This is a genomic window from Helcococcus sp. SA-HE-C1 (assembly GCF_985670335.1).
In genome coordinates, this window is sequence record NZ_OZ484652.1 from 167664 (window position 1) to 185846 (window position 18183).

At 30.8% G+C, this 18183-nt stretch carries 27 protein-coding genes; 26 read left to right on the forward strand and 1 reads right to left on the reverse strand.

Annotation, left to right across the window (positions count from 1 at the left end):
• The first annotated feature begins 4 nt into the window (after positions 1–4).
• From AC4KN9_RS00855 to AC4KN9_RS00865, 3 genes are read left to right on the forward strand one after another with little or no spacing between them, the layout of a single operon-like run.
• Positions 5–850 (forward strand): hypothetical protein, encoded by an 846-nt coding sequence (locus tag AC4KN9_RS00855; protein ID WP_491016792.1) that lies wholly within the window; start codon positions 5–7, stop codon positions 848–850.
• A gap of 1 nt (position 851) precedes the next feature.
• Entirely contained in the window at positions 852–1157 is a 306-nt protein-coding gene (locus AC4KN9_RS00860) for a hypothetical protein (protein ID WP_491016793.1), read from the forward strand.
• A gap of 10 nt (positions 1158–1167) precedes the next feature.
• A complete protein-coding gene (locus AC4KN9_RS00865; protein ID WP_491016794.1) occupies positions 1168–1521 on the forward strand; it encodes a hypothetical protein in 354 nt (117 codons plus the stop codon).
• Here AC4KN9_RS00865 and AC4KN9_RS00870 read toward each other — a convergent pair.
• A complete protein-coding gene (locus AC4KN9_RS00870; protein WP_491016795.1) occupies positions 1513–1719 on the reverse strand; it encodes a hypothetical protein in 207 nt (68 codons plus the stop codon). The two genes, AC4KN9_RS00865 and AC4KN9_RS00870, sit on opposite strands and share 9 nt — an antisense overlap.
• Before the next feature lie 137 nt (positions 1720–1856).
• Between AC4KN9_RS00870 and AC4KN9_RS00875 the strand changes: the two genes are divergently transcribed.
• From AC4KN9_RS00875 to AC4KN9_RS00985, 23 genes are all read left to right on the forward strand, one after another.
• Positions 1857–2513 (forward strand): NUMOD4 motif-containing HNH endonuclease, encoded by a 657-nt coding sequence (locus tag AC4KN9_RS00875; protein WP_491016796.1) that lies wholly within the window; start codon positions 1857–1859, stop codon positions 2511–2513.
• A complete protein-coding gene (locus AC4KN9_RS00880; RefSeq protein ID WP_491016797.1) occupies positions 2506–2955 on the forward strand; it encodes a single-stranded DNA-binding protein in 450 nt (149 codons plus the stop codon). The genes AC4KN9_RS00875 and AC4KN9_RS00880 overlap by 8 nt, the downstream gene beginning before the upstream one ends.
• 128 nt (positions 2956–3083) lie before the next feature.
• Positions 3084–3440, forward strand: coding sequence for a DUF1064 domain-containing protein (locus AC4KN9_RS00885; RefSeq protein WP_491016798.1), 357 nt, complete (start codon positions 3084–3086; stop codon positions 3438–3440).
• A gap of 82 nt (positions 3441–3522) precedes the next feature.
• On the forward strand, positions 3523–3831 hold the full coding sequence (locus AC4KN9_RS00890) for a hypothetical protein (RefSeq protein ID WP_491016799.1): 309 nt from the start codon (positions 3523–3525) through the stop codon (positions 3829–3831).
• Between the two features lie 4 nt (positions 3832–3835).
• Positions 3836–4237 (forward strand): YopX family protein, encoded by a 402-nt coding sequence (locus AC4KN9_RS00895; protein WP_491016800.1) that lies wholly within the window; start codon positions 3836–3838, stop codon positions 4235–4237.
• The gene (locus tag AC4KN9_RS00900; RefSeq protein ID WP_491016801.1) at positions 4230–4616 is read left to right on the forward strand and encodes a hypothetical protein; all 387 of its coding nucleotides are present in this window, start codon (positions 4230–4232) and stop codon (positions 4614–4616) included. Before AC4KN9_RS00895 ends, AC4KN9_RS00900 begins: the two co-directional genes overlap by 8 nt.
• Positions 4617–4651: 35 nt before the next feature.
• Entirely contained in the window at positions 4652–5083 is a 432-nt protein-coding gene (locus AC4KN9_RS00905; protein ID WP_491016802.1) for a hypothetical protein, read from the forward strand.
• 328 nt (positions 5084–5411) lie between these two features.
• Complete coding sequence (locus tag AC4KN9_RS00910) at positions 5412–5612, forward strand: hypothetical protein (RefSeq protein WP_491016803.1); 201 nt, start codon at positions 5412–5414, stop codon at positions 5610–5612.
• A 184-nt stretch (positions 5613–5796) separates the two neighbouring features.
• A complete protein-coding gene (locus AC4KN9_RS00915) occupies positions 5797–6237 on the forward strand; it encodes a terminase small subunit (protein ID WP_491016804.1) in 441 nt (146 codons plus the stop codon).
• Entirely contained in the window at positions 6221–7474 is a 1254-nt protein-coding gene (locus AC4KN9_RS00920) for a PBSX family phage terminase large subunit (RefSeq protein ID WP_491016805.1), read from the forward strand. Before AC4KN9_RS00915 ends, AC4KN9_RS00920 begins: the two co-directional genes overlap by 17 nt.
• Positions 7475–7492: 18 nt before the next feature.
• Positions 7493–8824 (forward strand): phage portal protein, encoded by a 1332-nt coding sequence (locus tag AC4KN9_RS00925; protein ID WP_491016806.1) that lies wholly within the window; start codon positions 7493–7495, stop codon positions 8822–8824.
• Positions 8805–10151: a minor capsid protein gene (locus AC4KN9_RS00930; RefSeq protein ID WP_491016807.1), complete on the forward strand. Its 1347-nt coding sequence runs from the start codon at positions 8805–8807 to the stop codon at positions 10149–10151. Before AC4KN9_RS00925 ends, AC4KN9_RS00930 begins: the two co-directional genes overlap by 20 nt.
• A 271-nt stretch (positions 10152–10422) precedes the next feature.
• Positions 10423–11007 carry a DUF4355 domain-containing protein gene (locus tag AC4KN9_RS00935; RefSeq protein WP_491016808.1) on the forward strand — a complete coding sequence of 195 codons (585 nt, stop codon included), beginning with the start codon at positions 10423–10425 and terminating at the stop codon, positions 11005–11007.
• Positions 11008–11018: 11 nt separating this feature from the next.
• Positions 11019–11882, forward strand: coding sequence for a hypothetical protein (locus AC4KN9_RS00940; RefSeq protein ID WP_491016809.1), 864 nt, complete (start codon positions 11019–11021; stop codon positions 11880–11882).
• A 10-nt stretch (positions 11883–11892) separates the two neighbouring features.
• Complete coding sequence (locus AC4KN9_RS00945; protein WP_491016810.1) at positions 11893–12051, forward strand: hypothetical protein; 159 nt, start codon at positions 11893–11895, stop codon at positions 12049–12051.
• Between the two features lie 51 nt (positions 12052–12102).
• Positions 12103–12441 (forward strand): hypothetical protein, encoded by a 339-nt coding sequence (locus AC4KN9_RS00950; protein WP_491016811.1) that lies wholly within the window; start codon positions 12103–12105, stop codon positions 12439–12441.
• Complete coding sequence (locus AC4KN9_RS00955; RefSeq protein WP_491016812.1) at positions 12438–12740, forward strand: hypothetical protein; 303 nt, start codon at positions 12438–12440, stop codon at positions 12738–12740. Before AC4KN9_RS00950 ends, AC4KN9_RS00955 begins: the two co-directional genes overlap by 4 nt.
• Positions 12741–12742: 2 nt before the next feature.
• Positions 12743–13129 carry an HK97-gp10 family putative phage morphogenesis protein gene (locus AC4KN9_RS00960; RefSeq protein ID WP_491016813.1) on the forward strand — a complete coding sequence of 129 codons (387 nt, stop codon included), beginning with the start codon at positions 12743–12745 and terminating at the stop codon, positions 13127–13129.
• Positions 13126–13494 carry a gp17 family tail completion protein gene (locus tag AC4KN9_RS00965; protein WP_491016814.1) on the forward strand — a complete coding sequence of 123 codons (369 nt, stop codon included), beginning with the start codon at positions 13126–13128 and terminating at the stop codon, positions 13492–13494. The genes AC4KN9_RS00960 and AC4KN9_RS00965 overlap by 4 nt, the downstream gene beginning before the upstream one ends.
• Before the next feature lie 12 nt (positions 13495–13506).
• Complete coding sequence (locus tag AC4KN9_RS00970) at positions 13507–14013, forward strand: phage major tail protein, TP901-1 family (RefSeq protein WP_491016815.1); 507 nt, start codon at positions 13507–13509, stop codon at positions 14011–14013.
• 59 nt (positions 14014–14072) lie between these two features.
• Positions 14073–14426: a tail assembly chaperone gene (locus tag AC4KN9_RS00975; protein WP_491016816.1), complete on the forward strand. Its 354-nt coding sequence runs from the start codon at positions 14073–14075 to the stop codon at positions 14424–14426.
• An 89-nt stretch (positions 14427–14515) separates the two neighbouring features.
• Positions 14516–14770: a hypothetical protein gene (locus AC4KN9_RS00980; RefSeq protein WP_491016817.1), complete on the forward strand. Its 255-nt coding sequence runs from the start codon at positions 14516–14518 to the stop codon at positions 14768–14770.
• Complete coding sequence (locus AC4KN9_RS00985; RefSeq protein ID WP_491016818.1) at positions 14767–18171, forward strand: tape measure protein; 3405 nt, start codon at positions 14767–14769, stop codon at positions 18169–18171. Before AC4KN9_RS00980 ends, AC4KN9_RS00985 begins: the two co-directional genes overlap by 4 nt.
• The last annotated feature ends 12 nt before the right edge of the window (positions 18172–18183 follow it).

The window sequence follows — 18183 nt, forward strand, 5'->3', positions numbered from 1 at the left end:
GAATATGGCGGATAAGGGGTGGATTACTCTACACAGAAAGATAGAGGATAATTGGCTATGGCTAGACAAACCATTTTCTAAAGGTCAAGCCTGGATAGATTTAATTCTTATGGCTAACTACCAGGATAAAAAAGTATTGTTTGATGGTAACTTAATAATTGCTAGAAGAGGTTCCAGGATTACATCTTTAAGATACTTATCAGAAAAATGGGGCTGGAGTACAACTAAGGTTAAGAGGTTTTTGGAGTTGTTAATGCAGGATAACATGATTGATTACAAAAGTAACACCAAAAAAACAACCTATACCATAGTTAATTACAGCGATTACCAAAATAAAGAAAATCAAAAAAGTAACACAGAAGTAATACAGAAAAAAAACAAAAGTAACACAGAAGTAATACAGAAAAAAACAAACAACAATAATAACAATAATAACAATAATAAACAAGATATACGTAGCACTCAATTCGATTATGTGATTTCAGAATGGAATAACCTGGATAAAAATATATCTAATATTCAAACTATAAATTCAGGTACTGCAAGATACAAGTTATTAAAGGCAAGAGAAAATGAGTATGGAAAAGATAATATAGTAAAGGCTATTAGAAATATAAATAATTCTAGTTTCTTAAAGGGCTATGAGAAGTCTTGGAAGATTACATTTGATTGGTTTATAAAGCCTAATAACTTTATAAAAGTACTAGAGGGCAACTATGATAATTCTAAAAGTGATAAGGCTGATAACTTGTTTAGCAAAGATAACAGAGATGATGTAGCTGAAAGACAATCATTTATTGAGGAAAAGCTACAACAGAAAATACCGATAAATTACAAGAATAGGAGATAGCATGAAAGATTTACAAGGAATAGTCAGGAATATCCTCATAGCTATTCCTGAAACTAGAGATAGTGATGAAGTATTGTACATGGAAGTACTAAAAAGAAAAGGTCATGAAATCAACAAAGAAACATTTGCTAATTATAAGACTTATAAGCTTCCATCTTTTGCATCAATATCTAGAGCAAGAAGGAGAGTTCAGGAAGTAGAACGAAATAATAAGAATATAAAAGATTGGGAATTACAATCAAGTAAAACTATAAAAAAATATAGAAGAAAATTAGAAGAGGAATACAGAGAGTTTTACAGGAATTAGGAGATAGACATTGAAAAGATATTTAGATAAAGACGAAGTTCAAGAAACTATAATTAATAATTTCAAATCAGTAAGTGATTTCTGCAGGTTTATAAATATATCAAGATCTCATTTTGATGGAATGATGAAAAAAAACATATCATGTGGCAAAAAGACATTGAAGAAATTAGAGAAGTTAAAAGATGTGTATATAGATGACGTAGAACAATTATTAGAACCTCTGCCAATATTGATTGGTGATGAAAAGTTTCAAGAAATAGTCATTACTGATACTTATAACAATTTAATAGCATCTATATCCTATCCAAAGACAATAGTAAACAACGATTATAAAGTTGAGTACATCCCACTAGATCTAACCTAAATTATTTTTATTAGACTTATCAGGATTTGATACAGGAGTTTTAACACCGTTTATAACCCTAATATGATAATTGCTATAGTTTCCAGCTTCAATAGCTTTTACAAAGGTTTTTCTATTCATGTATCTATTTGAGGTTGTGTCCTTAAAGTTGATGTTTCTTCCAGACTTAGTTTCTCTAGTCACTTTAACTTTTCTCATATAACCTCCTTTCCTGGTTAGAAGTTTATCTTAGGAGGATGTACTCATTACAAATTATACCAAATTTGACTAAAGAATAAACATATATAGTACAGAATATAAAATAAAATACAACATATAGTATAAAAGGAGTAAAAATGGAGGAATGGAAAGATATTAAAGGATATGAAGGCTTGTATCTCATTAGTAGTTTAGGCAGAGTTTTAAGTTTAAGGAAGTATAGAAAAAACGGAAACGGAGGTTATTACACTGAAACTAAAATTTTAAAACCGAGCAAAACTTCAACGGGATACAAGAAGTATGAATTAACGAATAACAGCAAAAGAGAAGCTTTTAAAGCACACAGATTAGTAGCTTTACATTTTGTTGCAAATCCTTATAAAAAGAGATATGTCAATCACAAGGACGGTAACAAAACAAACAACGCATACAACAATCTGGAATGGGTGAATCATGGCGAAAATATGATACACTCGGTGGAAAGTGGACTAAAAGATTCGTTTAATATCGATAAAAAGTCTTTAGAATACCTCTATATTGACAAGAATCTCTCACCTAATGAAATAGGAGAAATATTTGGGATAACCAGAGGACCCGTAGATTTTCTGATAGAAGAATATGGTATAGCTAAAAAGGAAATAGTCACGAAATATCAAATAACTGAAGAAGACTTATGGGAAAAAATAAAGCAAGGTAAAACTAACATAGAAATAGCAGAAGCGTATGACTGTACTCAAAGTTTAATATCACACTATAAAAAAAGACTAAAAGAAAGAGGTAAAATATATGGCTAACATAGTACAACTATCGGGAAGACTAACAAGAGACCCAGAATTAAAATATTTAACAAATAATAACGCAGTAGCAAGGTTTAATTTAGCAGTAGATAAAAACTTATCAAGAGAAAAAAGACAGGAATTAGAATCAAAAGGTCAACAAACAGCTGATTTTATAAATTGTCAAGCTTGGGGAAAGATGGCAGAAAACCTAGTTAAGTATTCAGGTAAAGGTTTAAGAGTTATTGTTGAAGGAAGAATTCAGACGGGTTCGTATGAAAAAGATGGGAGAACAGTTTATACAACATCTGTTGTAGTTTCAAATGTCCAGTTTATCGATTGGAAAGACAGTAATTCTCAAAATGGAAACAACTCAACATTTACAAATACAACAGTTAATGAGCAAATAGATTATTTAAATGATTTTGTTCCTGTAGAAGATAGTAGAATACCATTTTAAGCAATAATTTAAGTTTTAAGGGCTTTTATTTTATTAGACAAGGGATAATATACCTAAAGGGTAAAAGTCCTCATACAACTTAAAATAGGTATAAAATAGGCGATTATAAATTAATATAGGAGTGTAGATTGAGGCATAACAAATATAAAAATAAAAAAACCACTTATGATGATATAACATTTGACTCAAAAAAAGAGATGAGAAGATATCAAGAATTAAAACTTTTAGAAAAGGGGAAGGCTATAAAAAATCTGGAATTACAACCAGAATTTCTGCTTATCCCAACATTGAGATATGAAAATCAAAGGACTGATAGAAAAACAGTATACAAGGCTGATTTCAAGTATGAAGATGAAAAAGGTCAAATAGTAGTTGAAGATGTAAAAGGCTTTAAGACTGGTGTATATCGAATTAAAAGAAAACTACTTATTCATAATATGAGAAAAGGGTTGTATGGTTATGAATTTGAGTTTAAGGAAGTGTGAAAAAGGAGATTACAATAATGACAAATAAAGAATTAGGTAACCTATTTAGATGATTTTTATTAAAAAAGAAGAGGTGGAGTAGATGAAAGCATTTATAGTAAGTGATAAGACGGGGTTTTACTCCTGTTTCAGTTTAGTTTTTGCCGAAACAGCTGGTAAAGCGAAAGTACAAGCGAGATACTCAAATGGTACTATGTATCAATCTGAACTAGATGAAGTTGATTTTTTAGATATGTCTGTAGTAAGAGCTAAAGATTTTGATAATATGGAAAATGAAAGTGAAAAAGAAATATGCTTAAAACTCATAAAAGATTACAGTTGGTGGTTTGAAGTGAACAATCAACGATATGATGAAGATAATATTAAAGAATTTGAAAGATTATGGAGGTAAATAAATGATTCCAAAATTTAGGGCATGGCACGAACAAGGCTTTATGCTGGAAGTTGAAAATATAGTTAAACTGAATTTAGAAGATAAAATTCTTGAATACTGTGTAGTGAATGAAGATGGTAATAGAAGTGATAGAGAGTGTTATTTTGACGAATTAGTTTTAATGCAGTCTACAGGACTAAAAGACAAGAACGGCAAAGAGATATTTGGGGGTGATATAGTAGAAGTTTCAAAAGGGTTTACGAATATTATTTGCTATAGCGTGAATGAGGGGAATTGGAAATTGAGACCAGCAGATAAACAGTGGGCTTGCTCATATTTTTCAAATTATGAAAATACGGCTGAATGGGAAATAATCGGCAATATTTACAAAAATCAGGAATTGTTGGAGGTGGAAAATGAATAGAAACAAAATAATTACAAAAATACAAAATGATATAAATAAATTTTATAAAAGCTATGAAAGCATTGGAGAAGATGAGCGAGAACTATTAGGTGAAATATTTGATGATGTTGAAAAGATGAGAGAAAGCAAAAGAAACTTTATAAAACTAATAGATAATTCAACAGGGACTGCTTGTTATGTTGAATTAGATACAATTAAAATAGTTGTGCCTTTAACAGAGGATTTATTACATGAAAATGATTATGATTATAGTAAGCATAATGCTTATGATAAAGAAACGATATTCTCAGGAATAAAAACTACTGAAGGTGTAGTCCATGTAAAAGAAACTCCTGATGAAGTTATAAGCTTAATGGAAGAGTATTTAGATATACTTTAAAATAGGAATAAAGAAAGATGAACATAGGAGCGGAAATGACTGAAAAAGAAATAAAGGATTGGCTCAATAGAGCTTATAGAATAGATGAGGAAATCGAAAGAGAAAAAAAAGAATATGAAAGAATTAATGCTGTGAAAAACTCAGTCGGTGCTATTGATACAAGTAAGCCAAACGTTCAATCTTCTGCTCCTAAAAGTGCTGGATTTGAAGATAGAGTCATAAGGCTTGATGAAATTCAGCAAAGTATAAAAGAGAGGATAGTTGAAAAGGAAGAAATCAAGGAAGAAATAACAAAGACTATTAATATACTTGATGACCATTTTCAAAGAAAGGTTATTATTTTGAGACACTTTAATTATCTTGATTGGTATAGAATAGAGCTTGAGATGAATTATTCAAGAAAACAGTGTTTTAGAATCTATAATTTAGCCTTAAAAAACTTGGTAAAAATAAAAAAAAATACTTGACAATATATAAGCCGTGGTGTATAATATAAATATAATAAATAAGAAAGGAGGAGATGGTGTAGATGATAGTAAAAATAAAAAAACTTCGTAAAGTTGTGATAGAACTTACGAAGTTAATGCTTGAAATAGGTACATTAATAGCCGTAATCAAGCTTATAATCAATAGTTAAGACTAGGGGAAAACCCCTTTTCTTAACTAAAGTATATCACTACATTATAAAAAACACAAATGAAAAGAGAAATTACTAAACTAGTTTTATCAATATTAAGATTAGGAATTGTTGTAGTAGGTTTATTCTTATTATTTTGTAAATAAGGGGAGAAAATAATGACAGAAAACAAAACATCACAAGCACAGATAAAAGCTACTCAAAAGTGGAGAGAAAAGAACAGAGAAAAAGCAAGGTATAATAGTTCAAAAAGTTCTGCAAGAAGCTTTATAAGAAACTATGCAACTTTAGAAGATATTGAAGAATTAAGATTAATGTTAGATGAAAAAGAAAAAGGAATAAAAGATGGCACTAAATGACACTGTGAATTGTGTTAATATAGTAGTATGGAAGATTAAAGACTGAAAGAAAATTACGACACCTAAGAAGAATAAATGTATAGACTTGAATTTATCAGTCTTTTATTACTTCTATATCATATACTTTATAAGAGATTGCACCTTCTGCAGTCTCTTTTTTAGTACAAAGAAAGGAGCTGATGATATGAAAAAATTAACAATTAAACAAAAAAAGTTTGCTGATGAATATATCATCAGTGGTAATGCTACTCAAGCCGCTAAAAAGGCTGGATATAGTGAGAAAACAGCGTCTGTAATTGGGGCTGAAAACCTAATAAAACCTAATATTTCAAAATACATAAAAGAAAGGTTAGACGAACTTAAAAAAGCTAGAACAATGTCTTTAGAAGAAGCTATAGAAAGAACAACATCAATTGCTAGAAGAGAGCCACAAAAAGGATATTCTAAGACAATAAACAAAATAACTGGAGATGTTGAAAAAGAGGTTGAGTATTATTTTACACCTACAGTTGAAGAAGTACAAAAGAGCTTAGAACATATTATTAAACTTAATGGCGGATTTATAGATAAAGTAGACCTTACAGCAGAATCAAGAGTGGTGATAGTAGATGACCTTGAAGATTAAAAAGACTAGTGAATATGTAGGCGGTGGATACAATGAGTTTTGGAAGTTTAAGGGCAGATATAGAGTTGTAAAAGGATCTAGAGCAAGTAAGAAGTCAAAGACAACAGCTTTATGGTATGCAACATTTCTAAATAAAAAAGGATTTGAAAAAGCTAATTTAATAGTCTTTAGAAAAACATATAGAACATTAAAAGATTCATGTTTCACAGATTTAAAATGGGCATTTACTAGACTTGGAGTTATAGATGACTGGGTATTTACTTTAAGCCCATTAGAAGCAACTAGAAAAAGCACAGGGCAAAAGATTTTATTTAGGGGACTTGATGATGTATTAAAGATTACATCAGTTACTGTTGAAAATGGTCATTTATGTTGGGCGTGGATTGAAGAAGCTTATGAAGTAATGAATGAAGAAGACTTTGATATGCTAGATGAGTCTATAAGAGGTGAAGTGCCTAAACCTTTATTCAAACAATGGACTATAACATTCAACCCGTGGAGTGAGAAACATTGGCTTAAAACAAGATTCTTTGATGTAGAAGATAAAGAAACATTATCAATTACAACTAATTATTTATGTAATGAATGGTTAGATCATATTGATTTACAAGTATTTGAAAGAATGAAATCACATAATCCTAGAAGATATCAAGTTGCTGGACTAGGTAATTGGGGGATAGTTGATGGATTAGTGTTTGAAAATTGGAAAGAAGAAAAATTCAATATAAAAGATACTGGAGATAGTGTCACAGTAGCAGGTTTAGACTTTGGTTATACCAATGATCCATCTGCTTTTTTTATTGGATTTTTAAATGAGAATGAAAGGAAGCTATATGTCTATGATGAGATTTACAAAAAACAAATGAGTAATAAAGACATCTATAAAGAGATTAAAGCCTTAGGATATTCAAAAGAGAAAATAACTGCAGATAGTGCTGAACCTAAGTCAATAAATGAATTAAATGAATTAGGTTTAAGGGTGAAAGCAGCTAAAAAAGGTAAAGACAGTATATTAAATGGTATTCAGTGGATTCAAGATTTAGAGATTATAATTCATCCTAGATGTACTAATTTTTTGACTGAAATAAGTAATTATCAATGGGCAGAAGATAAGTTTGGACAAAGATTAAACAAGCCTGTAGATGATTTTAACCACCTAATAGATGCAATGAGATACGCAGTTGAAGAGTATATTCAAGGACAAATCAAAGCAAAAACATTCAAAAGTATATTTTGATATTAAAAAGGAGAAACAATGGAAAATTACATATTTACTTTTTCTAGGGAAGAGGATATCACACCAAAAGTAGTACAAGATTTTATTGGTAGGCACAGGACAAATCTTCATAGATACGAGAGACTTAACAATATGTATTTAGGTAAGTATGATATTTTATTTAAGGAACAAAAGGAAGAATATAAGCCTGATAATAGGCTAGTTATCAATTATGCGAAGTACTTAACTGATACTTTTAATGGATACTTCATAGGAGTACCAGTGCAGACAAGTATTGAAGATAGTGTCTTAAATACAAGTATAAATGAATTTAAAAGATTAAACTCAATAGATGATATAGAAGCTGAAATTTCAAAAGATGCCGATATATATGGACATGGATTTGAGTATTTATATCAAGATGAAGAAGCTAACACAAGAGTGACTTATGTATCGCCAACAAATGCGTTTATTGTTTACGATAACACAATAGCAAGAGAGCCTTTATTTGGTGTTTATTATCAACTAAATGGATTTAATATAAAAGGTGAGTTACTTACCAAAAATGAAAAGATAACTTTATCTGGGACACTTGCAGATATTAAATTTAGTGATGAAGAGGAACACTTCTATGGTGATGTACCTTTAATTGAATATGTAGAAAATGAAGAAAGAAAAGGGATATTTGAATCAGTAGAAACATTAATTAACGCACTAAATAAGGTGTTAAGCGAAAAGGCTAATGATGTCGATTATTTCTCAGATGCATACTTAAAAATATTAGGTGCTGATTTAGATGATGAAACACTAAAAACTCTAAGAGATAACAGAGTAATAAACTTATCTGGACTAAACTCAGAAAAGGTTGTAGTTGATTTCTTAGATAAACCTAATGCTGATGAAACTCAGGAAAATTTAATTGATAGATTAGTAGATTTTATATATCAAATATCAATGATAGCAAATATCAATGATGATACCTTTAATTCAAGGACATCAGGTGTAGCACTACAATATAAACTACTACCAATGTCAAACCTTGCAATGACAAAAGAACGTAAATTCAAGGCAAGTATGACGAGAAGATATAAGATGATATTTAATCTACCAACTAATGTACCAGCTAACAAAAAAGATGACTACATCAATATAAAAATGGTGTTTACAAGAAATGTACCAAACAATATAAGAGATGAAGTTGAAACAGCCAAAGGGCTTTCAAGCCTAACATCACAACAAACAGCCTTATCAGTATTATCAGTAGTAGATAGTCCGATTGAGGAAATCAAGAGAATGGAAAAAGAAAACTCATCTAAACCACTTGATTATGATTTTCTAAAAGGGATAGAAAATGAACAAGAAAACATATAAGTATTTTAAGGATAGGGAGCGAAAGCACCAAGAAGAAAAAATCAAGGATGATGAAAAGTTTTCTAAAGTGCTTGAAAAAGAATACCAAAGGACATTAAGAGAAATAGATAATCGTATCAATTGGTGGATTGGTAAATATGCAGATGATAATGAAATATATATTGAACAAGCTAAACAAATAGTAGCTGAAGCTGATGTAAAAGAATTAAAAGAAAAAGCTAAAGAATATGTAAGAAACAAAGACTTATCACCAAGAGCTAACAAAGAGATGAGAATCTACAATCTTAAAATGAAAGTGGCTCGTGATGAGTTATTACAAAAATACATTGATTTTGAACTTGCAAAACTTGGTACAAAAGAAGAAAAGCTATTAGAAGATAGAATATTTAATGAATCAATAGAAGAACTGGAAAGACAATCTGGAATATTAGGTAAGAACTTAATTAGTGATAGTAAGATGAAAACTATATCACAACAAATCGTAAATGATTCTCATGTATCTGCACATTTCTCTGATTATATATGGACTAACTTAAAGGAACTAAGAAATGATTTACAAAATGGACTTAACAGGTCGATATTAAGAGGGCAAAATCCTAATGTATGGAAAAGCGACTTATACAAGTACTTTAAGAGTAATGTGAAAAAGGCTGAATTTTATGCGAGACGACTTGCAGTAACAGAAACAGCAATAGCACAGACTAAGGCTGGTTTATTAAGTACTAAAGAAAATGGATATGATAAAGTAATTGTTATAACCGAGCCTGGAGCATGTAAACTTTGTAAACCACATGATGGAAATATAGTAGATATAGACAAAGCTGAAATGGGAAAGAATGTTCCAATATGGCATCCGTTTTGTAGGTGTACTGTTTCTGCTTATTATGATTACGCTAATGTTGTAGATTTGAAAGAGGTTACAATCAATGGTAAAACTTATAAAGTTGATGGTAAACATGTTGTATTGGATTATTCTAGACATGAGAAAGATGTTGCAAAAATATTAGCGAAGGAATTAGATGTTACTGTTAAAATGGTACCTAGGGTTCTATATCCACAAGGAATAAGTACTCCTGATTATTTAATAAGCAATGAGAAGTGGGATTTAAAAACTATAAAGTCTGATGGTAAAAGTGTATTTTATAACCTAACTAAAGGGAAAAGAAATCAGGCAGATTACTTTGTATTTGATGTATCTAAAATAAACTTTAACGATGATTATTTGGAACAACAAGTTAACAGTTTATTTGATTCAAAAAATAGAAGTTGGATTAGAAAAGTATATATACTATATAATGGGAAAATTATTAAAAAGTATAAAAAATAAAAAAAGAGCAGGTGGCGACACCCAGCTATAAAGCCTTGTGGGGGCGTCGTACCTACTCTTCGATAATTATCTATGTATATTATACATTAATATATAGATATTATCAAGCAACAATTAAAAACAAATAAAGTCATACAAGGAATTTCGCTACCTTATGACCTTTAAGCAAGGATAAGACCTTGCTTTTTTTATGCCCAAAACATGCTTAAGGCTTAAAACTGTGCAAGAGAATATAGTCAGACATGACTTAAAACAAGAAAAGGAGAGAAATATGTCAGAAGAATTAAGAGAAAATGTAGAAACTACTGAAGAACAAAAAGTTGATAAAGTCGACAATCAACAAGAAGAAACAAAGCAAGAAGAGGTTAAAACATTTACTCAAGATGAAATAGACGAAATGGTAAGAAGTAATGTTGATAGAGCAGTCGCAAAAGCATTGCATAAAGCAGAAGAACAAAGAAAAGAAGCTGAAAAGCTTGCTGCAATGAATGCTAAGGAAAAAGCTGAATATGAACTGAATAAAAAAAGACAGGATATAGAAGAAAGAGAAAGAAATATCCAGCTTAGAGAATTAACTGCAGAAGCTAAAGATATACTAATTGAAAAAGGTCTATCAAGTGACTTAGCAAGTATTTTAGATTATAAAGATGCTGAATCTGTAAAGGAAAGCATAAACATAATAGAATCAGCAATAAACAAGGAAGCAGAAAAGCAAGTTATCGAAAGACTAAAAGGTAGAACACCAAAAACTAAAAATATCAATTCTGCAATCACAAAAGAAGAAATTGAAAAGATAGAAGATGGTGTTGAAAGAAGAAGATTAATTCAAGAAAACATACATTTATTTAATAAATAAGGAGAAGAAATATGCCAGAAACAAATTTAACTAGACAAACAATAAAAGCACAAGAAATTGACTTCACAAATCAATTTGGAAACAACATTAAAAGACTATTAGAACTATTATCAGTACAAAGAAGAATTCCTGTAGGTTCAGGTACAACTTTGAGAACATACAAATCAGCTAAGGTTACACTTGATGGTACTAAAGTTGAACCAGGTGCAGTAATTCCATTATCTAAAGTTGTAATGATGGAAGCTGATAAGATTGAAATCGAATGGGACAAGAAAAGAAAAGCAGTTCCTGCAGAAGATATTCAAAAGTATGGTTTTGATAGAGCGGTTGAAATGACTGATAAAGCCTTGATAAGAGAATTACAAAAAGGCTTAAGACAATCAATGATTAAGCAATTAGAAAAAGGTACAGGAGAAGCAACAGGTAAAGGACTACAACAAGCTTTAGCACAAGGTTGGGGTAAAGTTCAAGTTGCATTTGAAGATGATGCAGTAAGAACTATAGCATTTGTAAACCCACTTGATGTAGCAGAATATAATGGTAATGCACAAATTACAATTCAATCATCATTTGGTTTAAACTATGTAGAAAACTTCTTAGGTGTAGATGTAGCAATTATCACATCTCTAGTTGAAGCTAAAAAAGCTTATGTAACTGCTGCTGATAACTTAGTATTTGCCTATGTAGATGTTAGAGGAGAATTATCAAATGCATTTGACCTAACTACTGAAGAAACAGGAATTATTGGTGTAACTAAAGATGTAAACAAACAAAGATTAACATCTGAAACAGTAACAATCTATGGATTAGCTTTATTTGCTGAAAGATTAGATGGTGTTGTAAAAGTTACAATCACAGAAACACCTGTAGCATAAGGATAAGTAAATGAAAGCTAAAGTATTAGAAAAATTTAAAGACTTAAAAGAAGATACATTAAGAAATCCAGGGGACGAATTTACTCTTACAAAAGATAGATTTGAAGAGATAAACAAAAAGCTTCCTGGATATCTAGAAGAAATAAAAGAAACAAAGAAAAGAAACTAAAAAAGCAAAAAAGGGGACAAATAGTCCTCTTTAACTTTTTAAGGGGGCTATATGGACGACATACTTATTTTATTAGGTGAAGAAGTAAATAAAGACCAAGTAGAAGTTATTTATAAATTAATTAAAACTAGACTCTTAAATATTTGTAAAGCTTATAACAATAAATTATTATTCATACCAGAAAACTTAGAATATATCTTAATTGAAGCAACTATTGAAAGATATAACACAATAGGGGCAGAAAACATGCAGGAAGAATCCTTTGAAAACTATAGAGCGAAATATATTACATCAGACATCTTAGAAAAATACATTCCAGCAATTGATAGATATTTTGATAGCATAGATGAAAATAAAAAGATAAATGCTAATAAGGTGAGATTTATATGAGATATGACAACATTATATATTTAGTCTATGTAAAAGAGTCTTTATATAGTCCAAAATTAGGGCGATATGGAGACGAAACCACTGTAGACAATAAAAGATATGCCAACATATCAAAAGTCTCTCTAGAACGAAATAGAGAATTATTTGGCGATATAGATAGTGATGTAACTATAATAAGACTTCAAGGGTTGATTAAAACAAATCCTGATTATATAAAAATCAAGGATAAAGCATATAGCATAATCAAAAAAACTACTACTAGACGTGATACATCCTTTTATGTTAGAGAGAGGGTGTAGATATGAAAATGGAAATTCAAGGCTTAGAAGAATTGCAAAGAGACCTAAAAAAATTATCTGAAACTAAAAATGATATTAAAGCTGTAGTTAAAAAACATGGATTTCAAATGCTTCAAGAAGCTATGAAAAACGCTAGAGATAGTTCTAGTGGTGGTGTATTTGATAAAGGTTATACAACTGGTCATACGAGAAGAAATCTGCAACAAAACGGAGTAAAGATATCTGATGATGGATTAATCGCAACAGTAGAATCAACTACTGATTATGCCGCTTATGTTGAATATGGTACTAGGAAAATGGAAGCTGAACCTTATATGAAACCTGCGTACGAGAAACAAAAGAGATTATTCGAGGAAGATATAGAAAAACTAGTGGAGAAAAATTTATGAATCATAATCAAGCTTTATATGATGGTATTTTTCAAAAGTGTCTAGATTTAGGCTACAAAACTTATGATTATTTACCACCAGTAAATATAAAATATCCATTTATCCATTTAGGCGAAGTTGCTGTTATCCCGATACCAACTAAGAATATATGGTTTGGAGAAGCGACAGTTATTATCAATGTATGGGGAGATGGGAAAGACAGGAAAACTGTAACAAATATAATGGACAACCTAATAAGAAACTTAAGAGAAGTAAAACATTTTAAAATCATGCCTAAAGAAATATATACAAGAGTGTTAAAAGATAATACTACAAGCAATACTTTATGGCATGGAATATTAGAACTAAAATATAAATTTATATAAGGAGATTAAAATATGGCACAATTTGCACCAATTGAAGGTAAAGATAAGATATTATTCGCTAGATTATTATCCGATGCAAAAACTAAAAAGGCATCTAAAATACTTTATCAAGTAGAACACACAGTAAACTATTCAAATACATCAGAAGTTAAACAAACTAAAGATGGAAACTTACAACAATCATCAGGACTTGAAACAACAATAGATTTAACCGCTGTATTAACTAATGATGATACTAATAAAATGTTAAGAGATGCAGTTAAAAAAGGTGAGGCTATTGAATTATGGGAAGTAAACCTAAAATCAATTAAAGAAACTGGTAAAGCAGAAGCTTTATACATGCAAGCTAAATTAAATGAATGGGCTGATCCTGCGACTGTTGGAGAATATTCAGAATTTTCAACAACTGCAAATGTTATTGGAGAACCACAGTCTGGAGAAGTTACAATAACAAAAAAAGATTATGAAGATATTCAATACACATTTAGGGATTTAAACGAACATACTGATGAAGTTTAATACTAAGGGGAGCATACAAGCTCCCTATTTTAAAAATATTATTATAAAGGAGACTATTTATGATTATTGATGTAAATGGTAAAGATTTAGAATTGAAATTCAACTTAAAATTTATGAAAAAGTTAAATGAAAACTATAAAAAAGAAAGTGAGAGAGCTGGAATAAATATTGGTATTAATTTACTTTATGCAGCACTTAGAGTATATGATCCTATGGCAGTTGAAGACACAATAAGATATGCAAAAGTTAAAGATAGTGGAGTAACAAATGAAGAAATAGAAGAATGGCTTGATGAAGCTGATATTGAAGAGTTGTGTGATGATTTTTTAAAGGAATTAGAGACAGCACCTACAACAAAAGGAGCAGTCAAGATAGTGAAAGACTCAATCGAACACGAACTAATGAATTTATAGACACATATGAAGACATAATCTTAAATGGTCTAAGATATATAAAAAACGATATTGAATACATTGAAAATCTAACGCTTGTAGAATATCAAATGCACTTAAAGGCTAGACAGTTAAGCCAAATTGATAAATTATACCTTGAGGCTGAAAAAGTAATGATAAATAGAAAAGCTGAAATAACAGAAACTAGAGGGGATAAGAAGTATTACAAGTATAAAACACCTGATGAATTAGTTGATTTAAAAGCCTTAGAAAATCAAGTTAATAGTAATCAAGTATCAAAGAATAAGCGACTTGTTGAAGTTGCTAAAAGAGTAAAAAAATTAAGGGAAAGGGGGGAAAGATGAGCGATAAGCATGTAAGAGTCATATTATCAGCCAAAGATAATAACTTCACTAGAGCATTAGATAATGTTAATAAACAGCTTAGTGGATTGACCAGTGGAGCTAGAAAAAGCGAAAAAAATACAAACAGTCTTTTCTCTTTAATAGTTAAAGGTGGATTAGTTACTGCTGGAGTTGCAAAAGGATTTCAAATATTATCTGCATCTATTGGAGATGCTGTATCTAGATATGACACCTTAAATAGATTCCCAAAACAAATGAAAGGTTTGGGGTTTGCAACAAAAGAAGTTGAAAAATCTACTCAAAAATTAAGTAAAGGCATTGAGGGGCTACCGACTAGACTTGACGAGGTTGTCTCAACTGCTTCTAAATTTGCTTTAATGAATAAAGATTTATCATATTCAACGGATTTAACACTTGCACTTAATAATGCGTTTCTTGCTTCAGGAGCAGGTGCAGATGAAGCACAAAGAGGACTTGTACAATTTACCCAAATGATGAGTAAAGGTAAAGTTGATATGCAATCTTGGTACACCTTAACAGATACGATGGGTATAGGACTAAATCAACTTGCTGAGTCATTTGGTTTTGCTGGAGAATCAGCACAAAATGATTTATATGAGGCTTTAAAGAGTGGAGCAATAACATTCAATCAGTTCTCAGATAAGATAATTGAAATGGATAAGCAAGTTGGTGGATTTGCTACCCAAGCAAAGACTGCTTCTGAGGGCATAGCAACAAGCTTTAAGAATATTCGTACAGCTGTTGTTAATGGTACAGCTAAGGTTATAACTGCACTTGATAACTTATCAAAAGCTTTTACAGGTAATTCCATAGCACAGAATATGAATATAGTAAAAGGAGCTATAGCAACAGGTTTTGATATTATCATAAAGTCTATATCAATGGCTGAACCTGTAGCTAGAGGGATTGGTAATGTGTTTAGATTCTTAGCTAATGACAGTGTAATACTTAGCTCAGCTCTGATTGGTGTTGCAACAGGTTTTGTAGCCTTAAAAGTAGTACAACGAATTAACAAGTTAATGACTGAATATGGATCAGTAAGTGGTTTTATATTCACTAAGATGGCAGTATTACCAGCAATAATAAATAAGGTTAAAGTAAGTATCATTGCAATGACAATCGCCTATAACGCAGCAGGAGCTGGTATAACTGGAATGGCAGCAGCTGCTAAACTTGCTATAACATCAATACCTGTAGTTGGTTGGGTAATCGGTGGAGTTACAGCGGCGGTTGCAGCATTTGTAAAAATAACTGGTAAAGTATCACCAGAAACTAAAAAAGCAAATGAGGAAATGAGAAAATCTGCTGAAATTGCTAAAAATATGACAGAAAACTTTAAGAGTAATAACGAAACCTTTGAGAGAAATCAAAAATCTATTAAAGCAACAGGCAAATCAATGATGGATTTAGCTGCAAGAACGGCTGAACTTGCTAATAGTCAAGGTAGGACAGGGGCTCAAACTAAAGAGATGAATGAAAATATCAATAGCTTAAATGAATATTTAGGTAAATCAGTAGTTCAATTTGATAAACAAACGGGACAGTTGAATCTATCTGAAAAAGCAATGAAAACATATATTGAAACATCAATGAAACAAGAGCAATTAGCAGCGATTAATAAAAGATTGATTGAGCTAAATACTGAAAGGCTTGAATCCGAAGCCAAACTTGAAAATAATGCTAAAAAACAAATAGAAATTCAAGAAAAATTGAATGAAGCTTCCTTCTTTGCTCGTGGAGAGAAAAAAGAATATAAAAAGACTTTAGAAGAGTTAGGAGAAGCAGAAAAAGATCTTGTGAAATCTCAAGAAACTAATGCAACAGTTACAACAAAATTAACTAATGAAAGGCAAGTTCTACTTAATGAAGTAGCTAAAAAAGAAAAAGAAGTTGCAGGTATTAAAAAGAATATCTGGGTTGAACTATCGGAAGAAGAAAAAAAAGTTGTAGAAAATACTAAGAAAAGGTATCAAGATCTAGTTGATGCTACGACCAATATGTTCGAACAAATGAAGCAAAAGTCCACTGTATCTGCACAACAGCTTATTAAAAACTTAAAGAAAAATCAAGAAACCATGGCTAACTGGGGAGATAACATGCTAAAACTTAGAAAAAAAGTTGATGGCATGGAATTTGGGCATTTACTAATTAAGCAATTTGAAGAAGCTGGACCACAATACGCATCAACACTTAAAGCTTTAGTTAATTCAACAGATGGAAATATAAAAGAATTAGTCGATTTACTTGGCAAGGGTGGTGCTAGTGCAGCGAATACACTTGCTCAACAATTTGGATTTGCATCGGCTGAAAAAATGCCACAAGAAATAACAACCATGGTTCAAACTACCGAAAGTTCATTAAGCGAACAATTCAAGGGAATAAATTGGGCTGGATATGGTGTTATGATTCCTGATGGAATAAGTAAAGGAATTGAAAATAACAAACCTAATGTAACTACATCAACAGATAGGATGTTATGGGAACAACAGAAAGCTATTGATGGATTTAAGCCAACAATTGGAGCGACTGCAAATAGTTTAGGGAAGACCATGACAAAATCATACGGTCAAGGTATGACAAGTGAAAAGAGATTTGCTATATACCAAGCCGAAATGGTCAAGAATGAATCTACAGCCTCATTAGATAATGGTGGATACAATAAAGCTTATAAATCAGGTCAAGATGTATCACGAGCTTATGGTCAAGGTGCTTCAGATAAAAAAGGTGAGGCAGTAAGTGCTGTATCTAATGTTAAAACTGGAACTCAAGAAGAATTTGTTGATGTTTGGAAATCATTCCAAAAATATGGTTCAGACTTAGTTGAAGGTATTAGGAACGGTATTGGAATTGTTTCATATAAACCAGCCAATGAAATGAGCAAAGTAATTAATAAAGTTCAATCTGAATTTTCAGGACAACAAAATTTATTTTCTAGATACGGGCAAAACATGATGCAAGGCTTAATTAATGGTATGAATTATAGAAAAAGTGCAGTGTATAACACAGCCTACAACATAGCATATAGTGCAGCAAGAGCAGCTAAAAGAGCTTTAAGCATTCACTCTCCGTCTAGAGTATTTAGATCTATCGGTAACTATACTGGTGATGGTATGGTTATAGGGATTGAAGAAAAAACAAAAAGTGTTCAATCAGCTATGCGAGATATGGTTGATACATCAAGTTTAAATCTTGGATTTAATCAAGTAAGAGATAGTATAAATAGTACAAAAGCCTTAACTGGAGAATTTAATTCTAGTATTGAATTAAATCAACAACCTGCAGAATTTACATTTAACTTATTTGGCAAGACATTTAAATCCTTTGTTGATGATGTAACAAATGCACAAAATAGAAAAGTTGATTTAGAATTAGCATATTAAAGGAGCGTGAGA